General features: G+C 72.7%; 19 protein-coding genes. 10 read left to right on the top strand and 9 right to left on the bottom strand.

The window, feature by feature from the left end:
• Positions 1-44: 44 nt before the first annotated feature.
• The 3 genes from IO33_RS0131030 to IO33_RS0131040 form a co-directional block, all read right to left on the bottom strand.
• Positions 45-977: an N-acetylmuramoyl-L-alanine amidase gene (locus IO33_RS0131030; protein WP_031171087.1), complete on the bottom strand. Its 933-nt coding sequence runs from the start codon at positions 975-977 to the stop codon at positions 45-47.
• Between the two features lie 22 nt (positions 978-999).
• Entirely contained in the window at positions 1,000-1,653 is a 654-nt protein-coding gene (locus tag IO33_RS0131035; protein WP_031171089.1) for a class I SAM-dependent methyltransferase, read from the bottom strand.
• 111 nt (positions 1,654-1,764) lie between these two features.
• A complete protein-coding gene (locus tag IO33_RS0131040; RefSeq protein WP_031171090.1) occupies positions 1,765-3,513 on the bottom strand; it encodes an MFS transporter in 1,749 nt (582 codons plus the stop codon).
• A gap of 163 nt (positions 3,514-3,676) precedes the next feature.
• Here IO33_RS0131040 and IO33_RS0131045 point away from each other — a divergent pair, with 163 nt between their 5' ends.
• From IO33_RS0131045 to IO33_RS0131060, 4 genes are all read left to right on the top strand, one after another.
• Positions 3,677-4,864, top strand: coding sequence for a lipid-transfer protein (locus IO33_RS0131045; protein WP_031171091.1), 1,188 nt, complete (start codon positions 3,677-3,679; stop codon positions 4,862-4,864).
• Between the two features lie 107 nt (positions 4,865-4,971).
• Positions 4,972-6,402, top strand: coding sequence for an MFS transporter (locus tag IO33_RS0131050; RefSeq protein WP_031171093.1), 1,431 nt, complete (start codon positions 4,972-4,974; stop codon positions 6,400-6,402).
• 52 nt (positions 6,403-6,454) lie between these two features.
• Positions 6,455-6,994: a SigE family RNA polymerase sigma factor gene (locus tag IO33_RS0131055; protein WP_031171095.1), complete on the top strand. Its 540-nt coding sequence runs from the start codon at positions 6,455-6,457 to the stop codon at positions 6,992-6,994.
• 26 nt (positions 6,995-7,020) lie between these two features.
• A complete protein-coding gene (locus tag IO33_RS0131060) occupies positions 7,021-7,815 on the top strand; it encodes a hypothetical protein (RefSeq protein ID WP_245235925.1) in 795 nt (264 codons plus the stop codon).
• 33 nt (positions 7,816-7,848) lie between these two features.
• Here IO33_RS0131060 and IO33_RS0131065 read toward each other — a convergent pair whose 3' ends face one another.
• Complete coding sequence (locus IO33_RS0131065) at positions 7,849-8,490, bottom strand: response regulator transcription factor (RefSeq protein ID WP_031171099.1); 642 nt, start codon at positions 8,488-8,490, stop codon at positions 7,849-7,851.
• A 276-nt stretch (positions 8,491-8,766) separates the two neighbouring features.
• On the opposite strand from IO33_RS0131065, the gene IO33_RS0131070 reads away from it, so the two are divergent.
• On the top strand, positions 8,767-10,335 hold the full coding sequence (locus IO33_RS0131070) for an alpha-L-arabinofuranosidase B (RefSeq protein WP_037686409.1): 1,569 nt from the start codon (positions 8,767-8,769) through the stop codon (positions 10,333-10,335).
• Here the strand turns inward: IO33_RS0131070 and IO33_RS0131075 are convergent.
• Genes IO33_RS0131075 through IO33_RS0131085 form a run of 3 tightly spaced genes read right to left on the bottom strand, consistent with a single transcriptional unit; the run spans position 10,313 to position 13,305 of the window.
• On the bottom strand, positions 10,313-11,587 hold the full coding sequence (locus tag IO33_RS0131075) for a sensor histidine kinase (protein ID WP_031171104.1): 1,275 nt from the start codon (positions 11,585-11,587) through the stop codon (positions 10,313-10,315). The two genes, IO33_RS0131070 and IO33_RS0131075, sit on opposite strands and share 23 nt — an antisense overlap.
• A 15-nt stretch (positions 11,588-11,602) precedes the next feature.
• Positions 11,603-12,319, bottom strand: a complete 717-nt coding sequence (locus IO33_RS0131080) for an ABC transporter permease (RefSeq protein ID WP_031171106.1) — start codon at positions 12,317-12,319, stop codon at positions 11,603-11,605.
• A complete protein-coding gene (locus tag IO33_RS0131085) occupies positions 12,319-13,305 on the bottom strand; it encodes an ABC transporter ATP-binding protein (protein ID WP_078963971.1) in 987 nt (328 codons plus the stop codon). Before IO33_RS0131085 ends, IO33_RS0131080 begins: the two co-directional genes overlap by 1 nt.
• A 244-nt stretch (positions 13,306-13,549) precedes the next feature.
• Here IO33_RS0131085 and IO33_RS0131090 point away from each other — a divergent pair, with 244 nt between their 5' ends.
• Genes IO33_RS0131090 through IO33_RS0131100 form a run of 3 tightly spaced genes read left to right on the top strand, consistent with a single transcriptional unit; the run spans position 13,550 to position 16,495 of the window.
• Positions 13,550-14,407: a MaoC/PaaZ C-terminal domain-containing protein gene (locus IO33_RS0131090; RefSeq protein ID WP_031171111.1), complete on the top strand. Its 858-nt coding sequence runs from the start codon at positions 13,550-13,552 to the stop codon at positions 14,405-14,407.
• 31 nt (positions 14,408-14,438) lie between these two features.
• Positions 14,439-15,515 carry a Zn-dependent alcohol dehydrogenase gene (locus IO33_RS0131095; RefSeq protein WP_031171113.1) on the top strand — a complete coding sequence of 359 codons (1,077 nt, stop codon included), beginning with the start codon at positions 14,439-14,441 and terminating at the stop codon, positions 15,513-15,515.
• A 14-nt stretch (positions 15,516-15,529) separates the two neighbouring features.
• Positions 15,530-16,495: a 3-oxoacyl-ACP reductase gene (locus IO33_RS0131100; protein WP_031171115.1), complete on the top strand. Its 966-nt coding sequence runs from the start codon at positions 15,530-15,532 to the stop codon at positions 16,493-16,495.
• Between the two features lie 51 nt (positions 16,496-16,546).
• Here the strand turns inward: IO33_RS0131100 and IO33_RS51355 are convergent, their stop codons facing one another.
• Both IO33_RS51355 and IO33_RS0131110 read right to left on the bottom strand, forming a co-directional pair.
• On the bottom strand, positions 16,547-16,714 hold the full coding sequence (locus tag IO33_RS51355; protein WP_167349484.1) for a hypothetical protein: 168 nt from the start codon (positions 16,712-16,714) through the stop codon (positions 16,547-16,549).
• A 95-nt stretch (positions 16,715-16,809) separates the two neighbouring features.
• Positions 16,810-18,072, bottom strand: a complete 1,263-nt coding sequence (locus IO33_RS0131110) for a hypothetical protein (protein ID WP_031171117.1) — start codon at positions 18,070-18,072, stop codon at positions 16,810-16,812.
• 188 nt (positions 18,073-18,260) lie between these two features.
• Between IO33_RS0131110 and IO33_RS0131115 the strand changes: the two genes are divergently transcribed.
• Both IO33_RS0131115 and IO33_RS0131120 read left to right on the top strand, forming a co-directional pair.
• Complete coding sequence (locus tag IO33_RS0131115) at positions 18,261-19,118, top strand: Nif3-like dinuclear metal center hexameric protein (protein WP_031171120.1); 858 nt, start codon at positions 18,261-18,263, stop codon at positions 19,116-19,118.
• Positions 19,115-19,858 (top strand): zinc ribbon domain-containing protein, encoded by a 744-nt coding sequence (locus IO33_RS0131120; protein WP_078963976.1) that lies wholly within the window; start codon positions 19,115-19,117, stop codon positions 19,856-19,858. Before IO33_RS0131115 ends, IO33_RS0131120 begins: the two co-directional genes overlap by 4 nt.
• Positions 19,859-19,865 lie beyond the last annotated feature (7 nt).

Here is a 19,865-nt window from a genome sequence, read left to right on the forward strand (position 1 = left end):
TACCGTCCGCAAGATCCGGCTGTCCGGCCGGTTCCGCCCGCCGGTCACGACTCGCGCAGGAAACTCACGATTCCCTCAGAGATCCCTTGCGCCGCCTTCTGCCGCCATGCGCCGCTGGTCAGTAGTGCCGCGTCCTTGCTATCGCGCATGTTGCCGCACTCGATGAACACCTTGGGAACCGTTGACAGATTGAGACCGCCCAGGTCCGTACGTGTGACGAGACCGGTACCTTCGCCCAGGTAGTTGGACGGCGGCTCGCCGGTGTCGCGCAGGAAGGTGCCGGCGATGCGCGTACCGAGGTCGTGCGAGGGGTCGACGATCGGGCGGGTGTCGGCGGCACCGGCGTGCACCGACCCCGGCAGGATCACATGGAAGCCGCGGTTGCCCTCGGCGGAGCCGTCGGCGTGGATCGAGATGGCCGCGTCGGCGTGCGCGGCGTTGCCGATCCGGGCCCGCTCGTCCACACACGGCCCCCAGGCGGGGCTGTCGCCGTCACGGGTCAGCTTCACCGTGGCGCCCTGCGCCTCCAGCAGCGTGCGCAGCCGGTGGGCGACGTCGAGCGTGAACCGGGCCTCCGTGTAACCGTCGTTGGTGGACGTCCCGGTGGTGTCGCACTCCTTCCAGTTGGTCCCGATGTCCACCTTCTGGTTGATCTCGGTCGTGTGCTGGAAGTTGCCCGGGTTGTGGCCGGGGTCGACGACGACGACCTTGCCCTGCAGCGAACCGGCCGCGGGCGTGGCCCCCGAGTGCTGTTCGCCGTCGTCCGCGGGGGAGGCGGAGCGGGTCGAGGGCGCGGGGGAGGCGGCGGAGCCGCGCGGGGCCGGGGCGGCGGAGGCCCCGTCACCGCCGCCCACCGTCTGGTACACCACCCAGCCGAGCAGCGCGCCGGGCACCAGTGCGGCGAGCGCCACGGTCAGGGGGCCGCGCCGGGGACGGCGGGGCTGCGGGGGATCGAAGTCCGGGCCTACGTACGACACGTCTGTGACTCTAACCGGGGCGTCAGGTCCCGGCGCCGGTTCGCCGCAGGACACGCAGGGAGCCGGTCACCGAGACCTCCGTGAACGCCCCGGACGCGAGAGCCCGCAGGTACACGCGGTACGGCGCCTGACCGGTGAACTCGTCCTCGGGGTCCGGGAACACGTCGTGGATGACGAGGAGGCCCCCCTCGGCCACGTGCGGCGCCCAGCCCTCGTAGTCGGCGGTGGCGTGCTCGTCCGTATGGCCGCCGTCGACGAACACGAGACCGAGCGGCGAGCCCCAGACGGCCGCGATCTGCGGCGAGCGCCCCACAAGGGCGACCACGTGCTCCTCCAGCCCCGCCCGGAACAGCGTGCGGCGGAAGGCCGGCAGGGTGTCCATCAGCCCGATCTCCGGGTCGACCGTCTCCGGGTCGTGGTAGTCCCAGCCCGGCTGCTGCTCCTCGCTGCCCCGGTGGTGGTCGACGGTCAGCGCGCTGACCCCGGCCGCCCGGGCCGCGTCGGCGAGCAGCACGGTGGAGCGTCCGCAGTAGGTCCCGACCTCCAGCAACGGCAGCCCCAGCCCGCCGGCCTCCACCGCGGCCGCGTACAGCGCCAGCCCCTCGTCCACGGGCATGAACCCCTTGGCCGCCTCGAACGCGGCCAGGATCTCGGGCTGGGGGGCGGGGACGGGCATGGGGCGCCTTCCGGTCGTACGGCTGTTCAGGTGCCCCATGCTGCCGCACCCCCCGCCACGGGTGTGACAGGGGGTGCGGACGGCGCCCGAGGTGCTCCGGGGCTCCGGGCCTTAAGCGCTCACCGTCTCGCCGGGCAGGGAGAGGTCCAGTTCGACCGCCCGCTCCTCACCGGAATGCGTGGCGGAGGAGGCGAGCGGACCATGGCCGGAGGCCTTCGCGGCGAGCACGTACGCCCCCTGTGCCGGCACGGCGAGCGCATAGCCGCCGTCCTCGCCGGAGACGGTCGCCCCCGCCTGCCGCCCCCGCCGGTCGATCAGCGTCACCTTGGCCCGGGCGACCGGCGCACCGCCGGCGTCCAGGACCCGTCCCCGGAAGCCGCGCAGGACCTCCTCGGCCCGCTCCAGCACGGCGTCCTCCTCGCTGCTCGCGCGCAGCCGGGTGTGCTGCTCCTGAGCCGGGCGGCCGGCCTTCGGCAGGAACAGGGCCAGCAGCAGGCCCACCGCCACCGCGGCCGTGGCGATCAGGAAGGACACCCGGAAGCCGTGCATGGTCGGGATCTCGATGCCGCCCACGTCGTTCGCCGTGTTGGCCAGCACCATGCCGATGACGGCGCTGGACACCGAGGTGCCGATGGACCGCATCAGCGTGTTGAGGCCGTTGGCCGCGCCGGTCTCCGAGGCCGGGACCGCGCCGACGATCAGGGCGGGCAGCGAGGAGTAGGCGAGACCGATGCCGGCGCCGAGCACCACGGACGTGACGATCGTCTGCCAGGCCGCGTCCATCAGGCCGAGGCCGCCGCCGTAGCCGAGGGCGATGATCAGCAGGCCGATGATGAGGGTGGTCTTGGGGCCGTACCTGGCGGACAGGCGGGCGTAGACCGGTGCGGTGAACATCATCGTCAGGCCCAGCGGGGCCACGCACAGACCGGCGACGACCATGGACTGGCCGAGGCCGTAGCCGGTCGCCTTCGGCAGCTGGAGCAGCTGGGGCAGGACGAGCGAGACGACGTAGAACGCCACCCCGACCATGATCGACGCGAGGTTGGTGAAGAGGACGGCCGGGCGGGCGGTGGTGCGCAGGTCGACCAGAGGCGCCTGGACGCGCAGCTCGTACAGGCCCCACAGCGCGAGGACCGCGACCGACGCGGCGAACAGACCGAGCGTGGTCCCCGACGACCAGCCCCAGTCGCTGCCCTTGGTGATGGGCAGCAGGAGCAGGACCAGGCCGGTGGACAGGCCGAGCGCGCCGAGCAGGTCGAAGGAGCCCTCCGCCCGCATCGGGGACTCGGGCACCACGAGGAGGGTCAGGACGATGGACAGCGCGCCGAGGCCGGCGGCGCCGTAGAACAGGGCGTGCCAGTTCGTGTGCTGCGCGACCAGGGCCGCGGCGGGCAGGGCGAGGCCGCCACCCACGCCGATCGAGGAGCTCATCAGTGCCATGGCCGAGCCGAGCCGCTCGCGCGGCAGCATGTCGCGCATCAGGCCGATGCCCAGGGGGATCGCGCCCATCGCGAAGCCCTGCAGGGTACGGCCGGCGATCATGGTGAGCAGCTGGCTGGTGACCGCGCTGACCAGGGCGCCGACCACCATCACGGCCAGGCTGAGTATGAGCATCCGCCGCTTGCCGTACAGGTCGCCGAGCCGGCCCATGATCGGGGTGGCGACGGCGCCGGACAGCAGGGTCGAGGTCAGTACCCAGGTGGCGTTGGAGGGCGTGGTGTCCAGCAGCTGCGGCAGGTCCTTGATGACCGGCACGAGCAGGGTCTGCATCACCGCGACCACGATGCCCGCGAAGGCGAGCACCGGGACCACGGCGCCGGCGGCCCTCCGGCCGGGCTGGTCGGTCGTCGTGTGGGTCATGAAGTCCAGGCCTCCCCGTAGTGATAAGTGCCAGGTAAACCTCGTATGCACAGGCAACTATTCCGTTGCTTCAGGCCTCTAATGAATCCTTGACCAGTTCATGGGATTCTGATCGCCCGTCACGGGCTGGTGGATTTATGGAACAGGTTCTACTCTGCGCGCCATGAAGGCCTATGTCGCCGGGGTCGGGATGACCAGGTTCGAGAAGCCCGAGACCCGTTCATGGCAGTACTGGGACATGGTGCGGGAGGCGGGTGGCGAGGCTCTGGCGGACGCGGGCGTCGCCTACACCGACGTGGAACAGGTTCCTGTCGGCTACTGCTTCCAGCCCTCGACCGCCGGCCAGCGCGCCGCCTACGAGCTGGGGCTCACCGGCGTCCCCGTCTACAACGTCAACAACAACTGCGCGACCGGCTCGACCGCGCTGATGCTCGCCCGGCAGCTCGTGCAGGGCGGCGCCGCCGACTGCGTACTGGCGCTGGGCTTCGAGAAGATGAAGAAGGGCGCGCTGGGCGGAGGGGCCGACGGCGGCGACTTCGCCACGTCTCCGGTCGCCCGGCACTACGGCGTCATGGCCGCCCGGCACGGCTTCGAGCAGACCCCGCCCACCGCGCAGATCTTCGGCGGCGCGGCCCGCGAGCACATGGAGAGGTACGGCACGACCGAGGCGCAGCTCGCCGCGGTCGCCGCCAAGAACCACCGGCACTCCGCGCACAATCCCCGCGCCCAGTTCCGGGACGTGTACGACGTCGCCGGCGTCCTCGCCTCCCGCATGGTCCACCGGCCGCTGACCAAGCTCCAGTGCTCGCCGACCTCGGACGGCGCGGCGGCGGCCGTGGTGGTGTCGGAGCGGTTCGCCTCCCGGCGCGGGCTCACCGGTCTCGTGGAGATCGCCGGGCAGGCCATGACCACCGACACCGAGGAGTCCTTCGCGTCCGGCTCCTGCATCGACGTCGTCGGGCAGCCCATGTCCCGGGACGCGGCCCGGCAGGCGTACGAACGCGCCGGGCTCGGCATCGACGACGTCGACGTGATCGAGCTGCACGACTGCTTCTCGGTCAACGAACTGCTGACGTACGAGGCCCTCGGCATGTGCGCCCCGGGGGAGTCCGGGAAGCTGGTCGAGTCGGGCGCGACGACGTACGGCGGCCGGTGGGTCGTGAACCCGTCGGGCGGCCTGATCTCCAAGGGGCATCCGCTGGGCGCGACCGGGCTGGCCCAGACGGCCGAGCTGGTGTGGCAGCTGCGCGGCCGGGCGGGGAAGCGGCAGGTGCCGCGGGCGCGGGTCGGACTCGCGCACAACATCGGGCTGGGCGGGGCGGCGGTGGTGACCGTACTGCGCGCGGTGTAGGCCGCGCCGTGCGGCGGCCTGGGCCGCGGGACCTAGGACCGGTGGGCCGCACCGGTGGTCCGAAATGATGATGCAAGGACCGTAACCCGGTTGAGAGCATGACACCCATGCTGGAAGCCGCCGACACCACACCCCTCATATCCCGCCGTACGACCACGCCGACCTGGCTGGTGGTGGCGCTCGCCTGCGCCGGACAGTTCCTGGTCGTCCTCGACGTGTCGGTCGTGAACGTCGCCCTGCCGTCCATGCGCGGCGGTCTCGGCCTCACGCCGTCCGGCCTGCAGTGGGTGGTGAACGCCTACGCCATCGCCTTCGCCGGGTTCATGCTGCTCGGCGGCCGGGCCGGCGACCTGTACGGGCGCAAGCGGATGTTCCTGGTCGGCCTCGGCCTGTTCACGCTGGCCTCGCTGGGCGGCGGCCTCGCCCAGGAGGGCTGGCAGCTGCTGCTGGCCCGGGCCGTGCAGGGACTGGGCGCGGCCGTGCTGGCCCCCTCGACGCTGACCCTGCTGACCTCCGCGGTGCCGGAGGGGGCGGCGCGGGCGCGCGCGATCGCCACCTGGTCCGCGGTCGGTGCCGGTGGCGGGGCCGCGGGCGGGCTCGTCGGCGGGGCGCTCGTGGACCTGCTGTCCTGGCGCTGGGTGCTGCTGATCAACGTGCCGGTGGGCGCGCTGGTGCTGGCCGGCTCGATGCGCTGGCTCACCGAGAGCCGGGCCGGTGACGGCCGGCGCCTGGACCTGCCCGGCGCGCTGCTGGTGACGGCGGGCCTGGCGACCCTGGCGTATGGCATCTCGCAGACCGAGGCGGAGGGCTGGACGGCCGCCGCCACCCTGCTGCCGCTGCTCGCCGGGCTGCTGCTGACCGGCCTGTTCCTGCTGGTCGAGGCGCGTACGGCGGCGCCGCTGATGCCGCTCGGGCTGCTCCGGCTGCGCTCGGTCGCCTCGGCGAACGCCGCGATGTTCGTCTCCGGCTCGGCCATGTTCTGCATGTGGTACTTCATGACGCTCTACGCCCAGAACGTCCTCGGCTACTCGCCGCTCCAGGCCGGAGTCGCCCTCGTGCCCAGCTCCCTGGCGGTGGTCGTCGGCTCCAAGCTGGCGCCGCGCCTGATGCGGGCCGCCGGCGCGCGGACCACGGCGACGCTGGGCACGCTGGTGGCCGCGGCGGGCTTCGGCTGGCAGTCGACGATGAGCGCCCACGAGGCGTACCTCACCGCGATCATGATCCCGGGGATCCTGATGATGCTGGGCGCGGGCCTGGCGGTGACCCCGCTCGCCTCCCTCGCCACGTCGGGGACGGCGCCGGGCGAGGCCGGGGTGGTGTCGGGGCTGGTCAACACCTCGCGCACCATGGGCGGTTCGCTGGGCCTCGCCGTGATGTCCACCGTCGCCGCGGCCGGCACGGGCGGCGGCCACGGCCCGCAGGCGCTGACGGACGGCTACGCGCTGGCCTTCCGGGCCAGTACGGCGGTGCTGCTGGGCGGCGCGCTGCTGATGCTGGTGTGGCTGCCGCGAGGAAATTCCGCGACTTCCCGGGGATGAGGCAACGGTCCGGGCGCCCCGTGGACTCCTTCTGACATCAAGGGAGGTGCCCATGGGGGACGGGAAGAACGCTCGGAACGACGAGTTCCAGAGCTTCATGGTCGGCCGCTGGCCGCGCCTGATGCGTACGGCGTTTCTCCTCACAGGGGAGCAGCACGCCGCCGAGGACCTGGTCCAGTCCACGCTTGAGCGGGTCTACGTGGCCTGGCGGAAGGTCGGTGCGGCCGACGACCCCGAGGCCTATGTACGGCGCGTGATGATCAATCTGCATGCCCGCAGACACAGAAGAAGGCTCAAGGAGTTCCTGGCGCCGAAGGACGACTCGGGCCTGGTGCGCGAGGTGGCCGACGCGGGGGACCGGATCGCGCAGGCCGACGACCGCAGCGCGCTGCTCACGGCGCTCGCCCGGCTGCCCGCGCGGCAGCGGGAGGCGGTGGTCCTGCGCTACTGGGAGGACCTGACGGAGACCCAGGCGGCGGAGGCGATGGGCTGCTCGGTCGGCACGGTGAAGAGCAACGCGGCCAAGGGCATCGCGAAACTCCGGGCCGTACCGGGGCTGGCCGACATGGTGACGTACGGAGGGCGGAAGTGATGGGCGCGGAGCGGGAGAACCACGACATGACGCAGACGGACATCGCCCTCCTCCTCGCGGACGCCGCGGACGAGGTCGAGATCGGTACAGCCCCCGTCCAGGCGGTCATCCGGGGCGGCCGGCGCCGCAGAGCCCGCCGGTGGGCGGTCGTGACGGCGACGGCCGTGGTGCTGACGGGGTCGACGGGGGCGACGCTGGCGGTGACGGGCCTGCCGGGCGGCGGCCACGGGGACCGGCACGGAAACATGACGACGGAACCGACCTCGCCCGAGGACCGGCATGTGTACGAGCCCCAGCAGACCGAGCTGTCCCGCGGCCTGTACAAGGGCACGTCCTGGTACGTCGACCTCCAGGTGTGGGGAGCGCCGCGGAACAGGACCGAGGCGGACCGGCAGTACGTCGCCATGCAGGAGCTGAACCTGATGCCCGCCGTGGACAAGCCCACCGACCTGATCGGCAAGACCTCCTACTTCGTGACCCGGAAGTTCGGCGACCAGCCCCCGCGGCAGGTCATGTTCGACGCCAGGCGGAAGCTGGAGCGGCTCACGGGCAGGGACATGCAGTCGGCCAGCAACCCCCTGGACGACACGAGCGCGACATGGGACCACCTGGTGGTCGGGAAAGTCGCCGAGACCGCCCGGGAGGTCACCTGCACCTGGAAGGACGGCACGACCGCCAAGGCCAGGAGCGGCCCGGTCGTCTACGAGCACAACCTGCCCCGTCCGGCGATCGTGCCGGCCGCGGGCTATCCCGGGGCGAAGTGGTTCGTGTGCGTCGCGCCCGAGGGCACGGCGTTCAAGGACGCCGAAGTGACGCGATGACACCGCAGCCGGCAGGGGGGCCAGGAGGCCCGGTCACAGCCACCCCTGTTGCCGGGCCTCCCTTACCGCCTCCGCCCGGTTGCGGGTGCCCGTCTTGCCGATCGCCGAGGACAGGTAGTTGCGCACGGTGGACTCGGACAGATGCAGCTTGCCGGCGATGTCGGCGACCGTCGCCCCGTCCACCGACGCCTTCAGCACCTCGCACTCACGGGCCGTCAGCGGATTGGGCCCGGCGCTGAGGGCGGCGGCGGCCAGCGCCGGGTCGACGACGGTCTCCCCGGTGAGCACCCGCCGGATCGCCGCGGCCAGTTCCTCCACGGGGCCGTCCTTGACGAGGAAACCGGCCGCTTTGGCCTCCATGGCCCGGCGCAGATAGCCGGGCCGGCCGAACGTGGTGAGGATCAGCACCCGGCAGTCGGGCGCCTGCACCCGCAGCTCGGCCGCCGCGTCCAGTCCGCTGACGCCCGGCAGTTCGATGTCCAGCAGGGCCACGTCCGGCCGGTGGGTGAGCACGGCGTCGACGATGCCGTCGCCCGAGCCCAGCTGGGACACCACCTCGATGTCCTCCTCCATGCCGAGCAGCAGAGCGAGCGCGCCGCGCATCATGCCCTGGTCCTCGGCGAGCAGCACCCGAATGGACTTCGTGGTCCGGTGCTCCCGGGGCATCTCGTTCATGGAGTCAGGTTACGGCGGACCCGCCGGTGCGGAACGGCGCTGATCCCGGGCGCGTGCGCCCCCGCACCGGGCGGGGGTGGGTACGGCCGGCTGTCGATTAAAGACTTGGCATGGTCCGGTGCAGCGGGGGTTGACGCTCCGAGACGGTAATCAAACAATCGCCCCTGCATTTCCAGGAATCCATGCCATTTCCGCCGTCGAATAGGTTCGGTATTTCGATCGAACGGCGTCCGAGATATCGACCAACGGAGTCGACCAGAGAATCCGAGGTGCACCGTGCTCACGAGATCCCCCCACATCCGCCCCGGGCGGCTGAGAAGCGCCGCCCTGTCCGTCCTCGCGGTCTGCGCGACCCTCGCCGCGCTGCTGCTCGGCACCGGTGCGCCCCAGGCCGCCGCGGCGGGTTCGCTGCCCTGTGACATCTACGCCGCCGCGGGCACCCCCTGCGTCGCCGCGCACAGCCTGGTCCGGGCGCTGTACGGGTCGTACGACGGCCCGCTCTACCAGGTGCAGCGCGCCTCGGACGGGGCGAAGAGGAACATCGGGCTGCTGTCCGCCGGCGGCTACGCCGACGCGGCGGCCCAGGACTCCTTCTGTTCCGGCACGACCTGCGTCATCACCGAGATCTACGACCAGTCCACCCGGCACAACGACCTCACCGTCGAGGGCGCCGGCGGCGCCGGAGCGGCCGATGTCGGGGCACCCGCCGACGCCCTCCCGGTGACCGCCGGCGGCCATCAGGTCTACGGCCTGGAGATCTCCGCCGGCATGGGCTACCGGGACAACTCCACCTCGGGCGTCGCCGTGAACGGGCAGGCCGAGGGGATGTACATGGTGACCTCCGGCACCCACGTCAACAACCGCTGCTGCTTCGACTACGGCAACGCCGAGACCAACAACAAGGACACCGGCAACGGCCACATGGACGCCATCAACTTCGGCACCGAGTGCTGGTTCGCGCCGTGCTACGGACAGGGTCCCTGGGTGCAGGCCGACCTGGAGAACGGCCTGTTCCAGTCGGATGCCGGATACAGCAAGAACACGTCCGACACGGGCACCGGACCGCTGCCGTTCGTGACCGCGCTGCTGAAGAACAACGGGCAGAATCATTTCGCGCTGAAATACGGCAATGCGCAATCGGGTGGGCTGACCACCACCTATTCCGGGGGTGAGCCGACCACGAGCGGCTACTCGCCGATGCACCAGGAGGGCGCGATCGTCCTCGGCACCGGCGGTGACAACAGCAACGGCTCCATCGGCTCCTTCTTCGAGGGCGTGATGACCTCCGGCATCCCGACCGACGCCGCCGACACCGCCGTCCAGGCCGACATCGTCTCCGTCGGCTACGGCGGCGCGAGCGGCAGCGCCGGCACCCTGAACCCCGGTGCGGAGATCTCGCTGCGCGCCACCACCTCCTGCTGCACCACCGACTACGTCCGACACCAGAACAACGCCGGCGTGCTCTCCTCGATCACCTCGGGCAGCTCCGCCCTGGACAGGAACGACGCGACCTGGATCGTCCGCCGCGGCCTCGCGAGCAGCTCCTGCGTCTCCTTCGAGTCACGCAACTACCCCGGCGACTTCCTGCGCCACTACGACTACAGGCTCTACCGCCAGCCCATGGACGGCACCGCCCAGTTCCGGGCCGACGCCACCTTCTGCCCGCAGACCGGCAAGAACGGCACCGGCACCTCGTTCGCCTCGTACAACTACCCGACGAGGTACCTGCGCCACTACGCGTACAACCTCTACGCAGCGAGCGACGGCGGCTCCCACGACTTCGACAGCAGCACGTCCTGGACCGACGACGTCAGCTGGGCGGTCAGCCCGCCCTGGGCGCCGTAGCCGCCGCGTCCGCGAACTCCGCCGACACCACCGGGAGTTCGGCGGTCACCGTGAAGCCGCCGCGCGGCGACGGGCCGGCCGTGAGCGAGCCGCCCGCCGCCGCGAGGCGTTCGGTCAGGCCCTTCAGTCCCGTGCCGCCGATGCCCTGCTCGGGCCGGCTCACGGGCCTGCCGCTGCCGTTGTCGGTGACGGTGAGCCGGGCCTGCTCGGCGCCGCTCTCGACGGTGATCTCGCAGCGGCCGGCATCGCTGTGCCGGACCACATTGGTGACCGCCTCGCGTACCACCCAGCTCAGCAGCGCCTCCGTCTGCGGTTCGAGCGGCACGCCGCACTGGCGCACCACCGGCTCCACGCTCCCCGCGGACAGCGCCGAACGGGCCCGGGTCAGCTCGGTGGCGAGGCTGCCCTCCCGGTAGCCGGTCACCGCCTCACGGATCTCGGTGAGCGCCTGCCGGCCCACCGACTCGATGTCCGCGATCTGGCCCAGCGCCGCGTCCATGTCGCGCGGGGCCAGCCGCCGGGCCGCCTCCGACTTCACCACGATCACCGACAGCGTGTGTCCGAGCAGGTCGTGCAGGTCCCGCGAGAAGCGCAGCCGCTCCTTCTCCACCGCGCGCCGGGCCAGCTCCTCGCGGGCGGCGCGCAGTTCCCGCACGGCCTCGGACAGACCGAGGATCGCCGCGGTCACCATGCTGGAGATGAAGGTGGCGTAGCCGATGGTGGACGCGTCCCCCCAGCCGCCGCGGACGTACGAGACGGCGCCCGCGTACACCGAGAGCAGCAGGCCCGTCCGGCCCAGCCACGGACCGCGCAGGGACGCGCCGGTCGCGAGTCCGAGCAGCGGGAAGAAGGTCAGCCAGTCACCGCCGTAGCCGAGTGCCAGGCCCGTGGTCACCAGGGCCATGGTCAGCAGCGCCACCCGGGTGGAGGGCGCCTCCCGCCTGTCCCGTTCGAAGGAGCGGAAGGTGACGTAGATGTAGAGCGAGTTGAAGGCCAGCAGGCCCAGGCCGCCGACCCACGGGTTCGGGGTCCTGCCCTGGAGGAGGTTGGAGAGGGACCCCATCCCCATCAGCAGCCAGGGCAGCAGGGCGAAGCCGGTGGGCGGCGGGCCCGGATGGTCGACGTCCGGATCCTTGCCCTGTTCGCGGGCGGCGCGCTGCGCGGCCTTGAAGCGCTCGTGCGCGGCCCGCCACTGGTGCCGTTCGGCCTGCAGGGCCTGTATCCGGCACTGAACTCCCCGAACCCATGTCATCTGTGTTTCCCCCGGTCAGATGGTCCCCGCCCGACGGCGGTACGACAGCACAGCGTACGAACCGAACACAACGAGCCAGGCCGTCAGGACGATGATGGCACCGGCGCCCGGCGCCTGACCCTCTGCTACGGCGGTACCCAGCTGCGCGAACCGGTGGGTGGGCGTGTACGCCGACAGACCGCGCAGCCAGCCGGGGAACAGGCTGACCGGGAACCACAGTCCGCCGAGCACCGCGAGCCCCAGGTTGCACGCCATGTTCGCGACGCCGGTGGCGGGCCCGGTCAGCCGGTAGCCGTTGCCGAGGCCGAGCAGGGTGAACGGGATCGAGCCGAGCCACAGCAGCAGCGCGATCGCCGGCCACCGCCAGGCCGCCAGCCGCACCCCGTCGACCAGCCCGCCCGCCGCCAGTACCGCGACGATCGACGGCAGCACGGTCACCGTGCCCGTCAGGACCCGCCCTGTCACCACCTCGCGCGGGGTCATCGGGGTCACGCGCAGCTGCCGCAGCCAGCCGACGGCGCGGTCCTCGGCGACGGCGCCCCCGGCGTTCAGGGCGGATCCCACGGCGCCGTAGGCGGCCATGCCGATCATCGCCGCGGTCCGCCAACCCCCGTCGTCCTCCCCGAGGTTCGTGAACAGCAGGTACATCAGCACGGGCATCGCGACGCCGCCGGCCACGAAACCGGCGTCGCGCAGGGTGCGGCGGACTTCCAGGCGTACATAGGCGAGCATCACACGGCCGTCCTTCGGGTGCGGGTCGTCCGCGACCGGTCGCGCCCGTCCGGCGGCAGCCGCGGACCGGACACGGACCCGCGCCCCGCCGCGGCGCCCCCTGCGGCGGTGATCGCCAGGAAGGCGTCGTCCAGGGACGCCGGAGCCACCTCCAGCCCCCTGATCGCGCCCAGCCCGGCCAGCGCGATCACCGTCGCGTCGGAGTCGTCCGTACGGAGCCGGGCCCGGTCGCCGGCCACCTCGACCGACCGGACGCCCGGCAGCGGGGCCAGGTCCTTCGGCTCCCGGCCTGCCAGGTCCACGGTGACCAGGTTGCCGCCCGCCCGGCGCCGCAGCTCGTCGCCCGTGCCGTCGGCGACGATCCGGCCCCGGTCGATGACCACGATCCGGTCGGCGTACGCGTCCGCCTCCTCCAGGTAGTGCGTGGAGAACAGGACGGTGTGGCCCCGGCGGGCATAGGTGCGCATCGACGCCCAGAAGGCGTGCCGGGCCTCCACGTCCAGCGCCGCCGTCGGCTCGTCCAGCACCAGCAGCGCCGGGTCCCCGGCCAGCGCGAGGGCGAAGCGCACCCGCTGCACCTGCCCGCCGGACAGCCGGTCCACCCGCCGCCCGGCCAGGTCCCTGATCCCGGCCAGCTCCAGGGCCCGCGCCACCGGCATCGGGGCCGGATAGCGGGAGGCCATGAAGGTGACCAGCTCGCCGACCGTGACCCGGGGCACCGGCCGTGCCTCCTGGAGCATCGCGCCCACCCGCCCCGCGCGCACCGACCGCTCGGGCGTCGCGCCGAACAGCCGCACGGCGCCGGCATCGGGCTCGCACAACCCCAGTAGCAGCCCGATCGTGGTCGACTTGCCGGCGCCGTTGCGGCCCAGCAGCGCCACGGTCTCGCCGTGCCCGATCTCCAGGTCCACCCCGTCCACCGCGCGTACCGCACCGTATGTCCTGACCGCCCCCGAGAAGGAGACGGCGCTTCCCCGTTGCGTCATGCTCACGACGCTAAGGGGCCCGGTCCCCCCGCCGGCAGATGCGCATGTACGGACCCGGGCAGTACAAATGTCACCGCGCCAGCGGAACTGACACGGCGTCAGGAGCCTTCACATGTGGGGGGCGCTGGGCTATACAGAGGGCGCCGGACTGGAACGCGTTCTAGATCGGCCCGTAGCGACCTCGGTGCGGCCGACGGTGCGGACGTCCGCACCGGGGTCTTGAACCGCCAGTGTCAGGAGCCGTATGCCCATCGACGCAGCGAAAGCCCTCGCGGCCGGACCCCGGACCGGCGAGATCTCCTGGACCACCAAGGACGTCCAGCTCTACCACCTCGGCATCGGCGCCGGTCTGCCCGCCACCGACCCCGACGAGCTGCGCTACACCCTGGAGTCCCGGCTGCACGTCCTGCCGAGCTTCGCCACCGTCGCGGGCTCCGGCGCGCCGGGCGTGATCGGCGGGCTGTCCCTGCCCGGTGTGGAGGTCGAGCTCGCCAAGGTCCTGCACGGCGGGCAGACGCTGGAGATCCACCGGCCCATCCCGGCCCAGGGCACGGCGACCGCGACCCGCCGGCTCGCCGCCGTCCACGACAAGGGCAAGGCCGCCGTCCTGGTGCTGCGCACCGAGGTCACCGACGACGACGGCCCGCTGTGGACCGACGACGCGCAGATCTTCGTCCGGGGCGAGGGCGGCTTCGGCGGCGACCGCGGCCCGTCCCGCCGCCTCGACCCGCCCGCCGGCGAACCCGACCGGACCGTCGAACGCCCCGTCCGCGAGGACCAGGCTCTGCTCTACCGCCTCTGCGGCGACTGGAACCCGCTGCACGCCGACCCCGAGTTCGCCAAGCTCGCCGGGTACGAGCGGCCCATCCTGCACGGCCTGTGCACCTACGGCATCACGCTCAAGGCGGTCGTGGACACACTGCTCGGCGGCGATGTCACCCGCGTCCGCGGCTACAGCACGCGGTTCGCCGGGGTGATGTATCCCGGCGAGACCCTGCGCATCCGCATGTGGCGGGAGCGGGGCCGCGTCCGGGTGGCCGTGAGCGCGGTGGAGCGCGGCGACGCGCCCGTCCTCACCGACACCGTCGTCCACCACTCCTGAGCCAGCCCGCCTTCGAGGGGAGAGCCGCACCATGCGCGCAGCCGTACTGCACGAGATCGGCCAGGAAAAGCTGGAGGTCCTCGACGACGTCGAGGCCGTGGGGTTCGGCCCCGGCCGGGTCAGGGTCCGGGTGCGGGCCACCGGGCTGTGCCACTCGGACCTGTCCGCGATGAACGGGGTGCTGCCCCAGCCCGCGCCGTTCGTGCCGGGCCACGAGGGCGCGGGCGAGATCCTCGAAGTGGGGGAGGGCGTACGGCACCTGAAGCCGGGCGACCGGGTCGTCATCTGCTGGCTGCCCGCCTGCGGCGCGTGTCCGGCCTGCGGACGCGGCCAGAGCGAACTGTGCCTGGCCGGCTTCATGAACGCGGGCACCCCGAACTTCAGGCGCTCCGGCACGGACGTCTTCGGCTTCGCCGGCACGGGCACCTTCGCCGAGGAGGTCGTGGTCGACGCCGGCTGTGCCGTGCCGATCCCCGAGGACGTGCCCTTCGACATCGCCGCGCTGATCGGCTGCGGGGTCACCACCGGGCTCGGCGCCGCCCTCAACACCGCCGACGTCCAGGCCGGTTCGTCGGTCGCCGTCATCGGCTGCGGAGGCGTCGGCGTCTCGGCGGTGCAGGGGGCGCGGCTGAAGGGCGCCGCCGAGATCGTCGCCGTCGACCCGGTCGCCTCCCGGCGCGAGTCGGCGCTCAGGTTCGGTGCCACGAAGGCCGTCCCGCCCGAGGAGCTGGCCGACGCCAGGCAGCAGGTCACCGGCGGCGAGGGCTTCGACTACGTCTTCGAGGTCGTCGGCCGGTCCGCCACCGCCCGCACCGCCTACGAGAACACCCGGCGCGGCGGCACCCTCGTCGTGGTCGGCGCCGGCGCCATGGACGACTTCCTGCAGCTCAACATGTTCGAGCTGTTCTTCGACGAGAAGCGGATCCTGCCGTCCATGTACGGCGGCGGGGACGTGCTGCGCTCCTACGAGCGCACCATCGCCCTGTGGCGGGCGGGCCGCGTCGACCTGGCCGGGCTGATCACCCACCGGGTGCCGCTGGCCGGGATCAACGAGGCACTGGACCAGATGCGTACCGGGACGGCCCTGCGTACGTGCATCGAGATCTGAGGGCGGGGACCGGCATGGCACTGCCGCAGGAGGGGGCACCGGAGCGGCCGCTGGAAGGGCTGGCCGCCGTCGTCACCGGCGCCGGACGCGGCCTCGGCCGGGCCGAGGCCCTGGAACTCGCCCGGCTGGGCGCGGCCGTCGTCGTCAACGACTACGGGCGGCCCGGGCGGGACGGTTCCGGCGCGGCCTCGGCGGGACCCGCCGAGGAGGTCGCCGCGGAGATCCGCGACCGAGGCGGCCGGGCGGTCGCACACACCGCCGACGTCTCCGACTTCCGGCAGGCGCGGGAGCTCGTGCGGTCGGCGGTCGAGGAGTTCGGCAAGCTGGACATCCTCGTCAACAACGCGGGCATCCTGCGCGACCGCATGGTCTTCTCCATGACCGAGGACGAGTGGGACTCGGTGATCCGCGTCCACCTCAAGGGCCACTTCAACACCACGCACTTCGCCGCCGCGCACTGGCGGGAGCGGTCCAAGGCGGCCGGCGGGGCGAAGGTGTACGGGCGGATCGTGAACACCTCGTCGGAGGCCTTCCTCGCCGGATCCGCGGGACAGCCCAACTACGCGGCCGCGAAAGGCGGAATCGTCGGGCTCACCACCTCCACGGCCCTCGCCCTCGCCAAGTACGGCGTGACCGCCAACGTCATCTGCCCGCGCGCCCGCACCCGGATGACCGAGGACGTCTTCGCCGGCTTCCAGCGGCCGGACCAGGGCCTGGACCCGCTGGCCCCCGAGCACGTCGCCCCGCTCGTCGGCTACCTGGCCGCACCGGCCGCAGCCCGGGTCAACGGCCAACTGCTCGTCGTCCACGGCGGCATGGTCGCGATCGTCGAACGGCCCCGGGTGCAGGCCAAGTTCGACAGCAAGCAGGAGACGTTCACCTACGACGAACTCGACGCGCTGCTCACCCCGCACTACGCGGACCGGCCCGCGGGGGAGACCTTCGCGGCGGCGGAGGTCCTGGGGCTCACCCGCGGATAGGGCGGCGGACAGCACAAAGGGGCGCTCGCCGAAGCGAGCGCCCCTCTTGTTCTACGACCTTCGGGCAGCCGCCTCGGTGGTCTCCTCGGCGGGCTTGCGGTGCCGGCCGTGCGGAACCGCCTCGCTCTCCTGGGCCGAGACCGGCCCCCGGTGCCTGCCGTGGCCGGCAGCCTCCAGGGAGTCGGCGGACAGCTGCTCCATCGTGCTGGTGTCGCTCATCGGACGTCTTCACCCCGTCATATGATCTTTCGTACAGCCGGGCGAGTGTAACCGGCGCAGCACGGACCGAATCCAGGCGCACACGCCAACCGGCACTACTTCGTTACAAGACGTCCCAGAGGCGCCTGCTGCAACGGCACCGGACGTGCCACCACCGGCTGCCCGGCCCCGGGTTCCGCGGACTCCGGAGGGTCCGGTTCCGCCGGCGGCCGCGGCGCCTCGGGCACCCCGGCCGCCGTGCCGTCCCGGACCGGACCCTCCGGGCCCTCGCCCCCCGGCCCCCCGCATCCCCCCGAAGGCCCGGCGAAGCCGCTCCCCGCGACCACCGTGCCTCCGGTCCGCCCCCAGGGCGCCGTCAGCTCCGCCACCCCGCACGGCGTCTCCCGCGTGGCGTACGGCAGCCGCAGCACCCCGTCCCGTGTCCACAGCCCCGCTCCGGCCAGCCAGCCCTGCGGCGCCGGGAGATGGCTCACCTGCCGCCCGGCCGGCCGCCAGGTGCTCACCCAGCTGCCGAACGGCCCGTCGACGCGCAGCGCCACCGCGCAGTTCTCCGGCATCAGCACCTGTCCCGGCTGGATCGCGAACGGCGTCACCGAACAGTCCGGCATCCGCAGGCTCTCCGGGAAGCGCACCGGCAGCGTGCTGCCGAGCACCCCCCAGCCCAGCCGTGCCTCCCCCGGCGAGGGGGCGTCGGAGGAGATGAGCAGCAGCCCGCTGTCGGGATCGGCGAGCAGCAGCCGGTCGTCGCTCGTCGCCGCGATCTGCAGCAGCGGCGACACCTCGGCGCGCTCCAGGTCCACCACGACCGTCTTGACCGGCCCGCCCCGTTCCCGGTCCAGCGCCAGCATCCGCCCGGCGCGGTCCAGCCAGACCCCGCCCGAACAGCGCCCCGGCACCTCGACGAGCCGCTCGGGCCCGAAGGCACCGCCCGCCACCAGCCACACCGCGCTGGAATGCGGACCGACGGCGAGGGCGCAGGCCCGCCGGCCGTCCGGCGCCGGCGGCAGCAGCGTGAGCCGGGAGCCGGGCTCGGGGCACTCCACCGCGCCCAGCGGCAGCTCACCGGTGCCGGGGCCGGTCGGGTACAGCAGCGAGAAGGCGTGCCGGTGCTCGACCAGCCGGTGGATCAGCACCCGGCCGTCCGCCAGGGGCTGCACCTCGGTGCCGGGCTCCTCCGGCTGGTTGCCGGGCAGCGGCACCGCGTACGGCTCCGGGCCGTCCAGCGTCCAGCGCTCCGGGAACCACGACTCGCCGTCCCGCGCGAGCCGCGCCGCGTACGCGCCGTCCGCCGTGATGGCGCACCCCGTCCCGCCGTCCCCCGCACCGGTCGACGGGGGTTCGATCGCACAGGCCGTCATCGTTCGGTCACCTCCGGCGACGAAGCTAGTTTTCGCACGCACAGGCGGGGGACCGGCCGCCATCCGCTTCACACATACGGGTGGCGCAGAAGCGATTCACCTGAGGAAAGCGGGGCCTTTGTGCTGAGCGGGGCCAGACCGGACGGATGCGGTACGGCCGCGCAGGCCAGCCAGGTAGCCTTTGCTTCGTGCCCCGTCTGTCTGAAGTCATCGCCGCGCTGGAGAACCTGTGGCCCGCCGAGCGGGCCGAGTCCTGGGACGCGGTCGGCACGGTCGTGGGCGACCCCGGCCAGGAGGTCACCCGGGTCCTGTTCGCCGTCGACCCCGTGCAGGAGATCGTCGACGAGGCGGTGAAGCTCGGCGCCGACCTGCTGGTCACCCACCACCCGCTCTATCTGCGGGGTACGACCACGGTCGCGGCGACCCACTTCAAGGGCCGGGTCGTGCACACCCTCATCAAGAACGACATCGCGCTGCACGTCGCCCACACCAACGCCGACACCGCCGACCCGGGCGTCTCGGACGCCCTCGCCGGCGCGCTCGACCTGCGTGTCGTACGCCCCCTCGTCCCGGACCCCACCGACCCGCAGGGCTGCCGGGGCCTCGGCCGCGTCTGCGAACTCGACCACCCGGTGACCGTCCGCGAACTGGCCGCGCGCGCCGCCGCACGGCTGCCCGCCACCGCGCAGGGCATCCGCGTGGCCGGCGACCCCGACGCCGTCGTCCGCACGGTCGCCGTCAGCGGCGGCTCGGGCGACAGCCTCTTCGACCAGGTCCGCGCGGCCGGCGTCGACGCCTTCCTCACCGCCGACCTGCGCCACCACCCGGCCTCCGAGGCGGTGGCCCACAGTCCCCTGGCGCTGCTCGACGCGGCCCACTGGGCCACCGAGTGGCCCTGGTGCGAGCTGGCCGCAGCCCAGCTCGACGAGATCTCCGACCGCCACGGCTGGGACCTCCGGGTCCATGTCTCCAAGACGGTCACCGACCCCTGGACCGCCCACGCGGCGTCCACCACCACGACGAACCACATGGGAGCCCCCAACTGAACGCCGCGCCCGCCGACCAGATCCGACTCCTCGACGTCCAGGGCCTCGACGTCCGCCTGCAGCAGCTGGCGCACAAGCGGAAGTCGCTGCCCGAGCACGTCGAGATCGAGTCGCTGAACAAGGACCTCACGCAGCTGCGGGACCTGCTCGTCGCCGCGCAGACCGAGGAGAGCGACACGGCCCGCGAGCAGACCAAGGCCGAGCAGGACGTGGACCAGGTGCGCCAGCGCGCCGCCCGCGACCAGCAGCGCCTGGACTCCGGCGCGGTCACCTCGCCGAAGGACCTGTCCAGCCTCCAGCACGAGATCGCCTCCCTCGCCAAGCGGCAGGGCGACCTGGAGGACGTGGTCCTGGAGGTCATGGAGCGCCGCGAGGCCGCGCAGGAGCGGGTGACCGAACTGACCGAGCGGGTCGCCTCCGTCCAGTCGAAGATCGACGACGCGACCGGGCGCCGGGACGCCGCGTTCGAGGAGATCGACGGCGAGACCGCCTCGGTGACGAAGGAGCGCGAGGTCGTCGCGGCCGCCATCCCCGCCGACCTGCTCAAGCTCTACGACAAGCTGCGTGCGCAGCAGGGCGGCATCGGCGCGGCGAAGCTGTACGCCCGCACCTGCCAGGGCTGCCGGCAGGAGCTGGCGATCACCGAGCTGAGCGAGATCCGCGCGGCGGCGCCGGACGCCGTGGTGCGCTGCGAGAACTGCAGCCGCATCCTGGTGCGCACGGCCGAGTCGGGTCTGTAAGAGTCGG

Origin of the sequence: Streptomyces durhamensis, from assembly GCF_000725475.1 — a bacterium.
Lineage (GTDB): Bacteria > Actinomycetota > Actinomycetes > Streptomycetales > Streptomycetaceae > Streptomyces > Streptomyces filipinensis.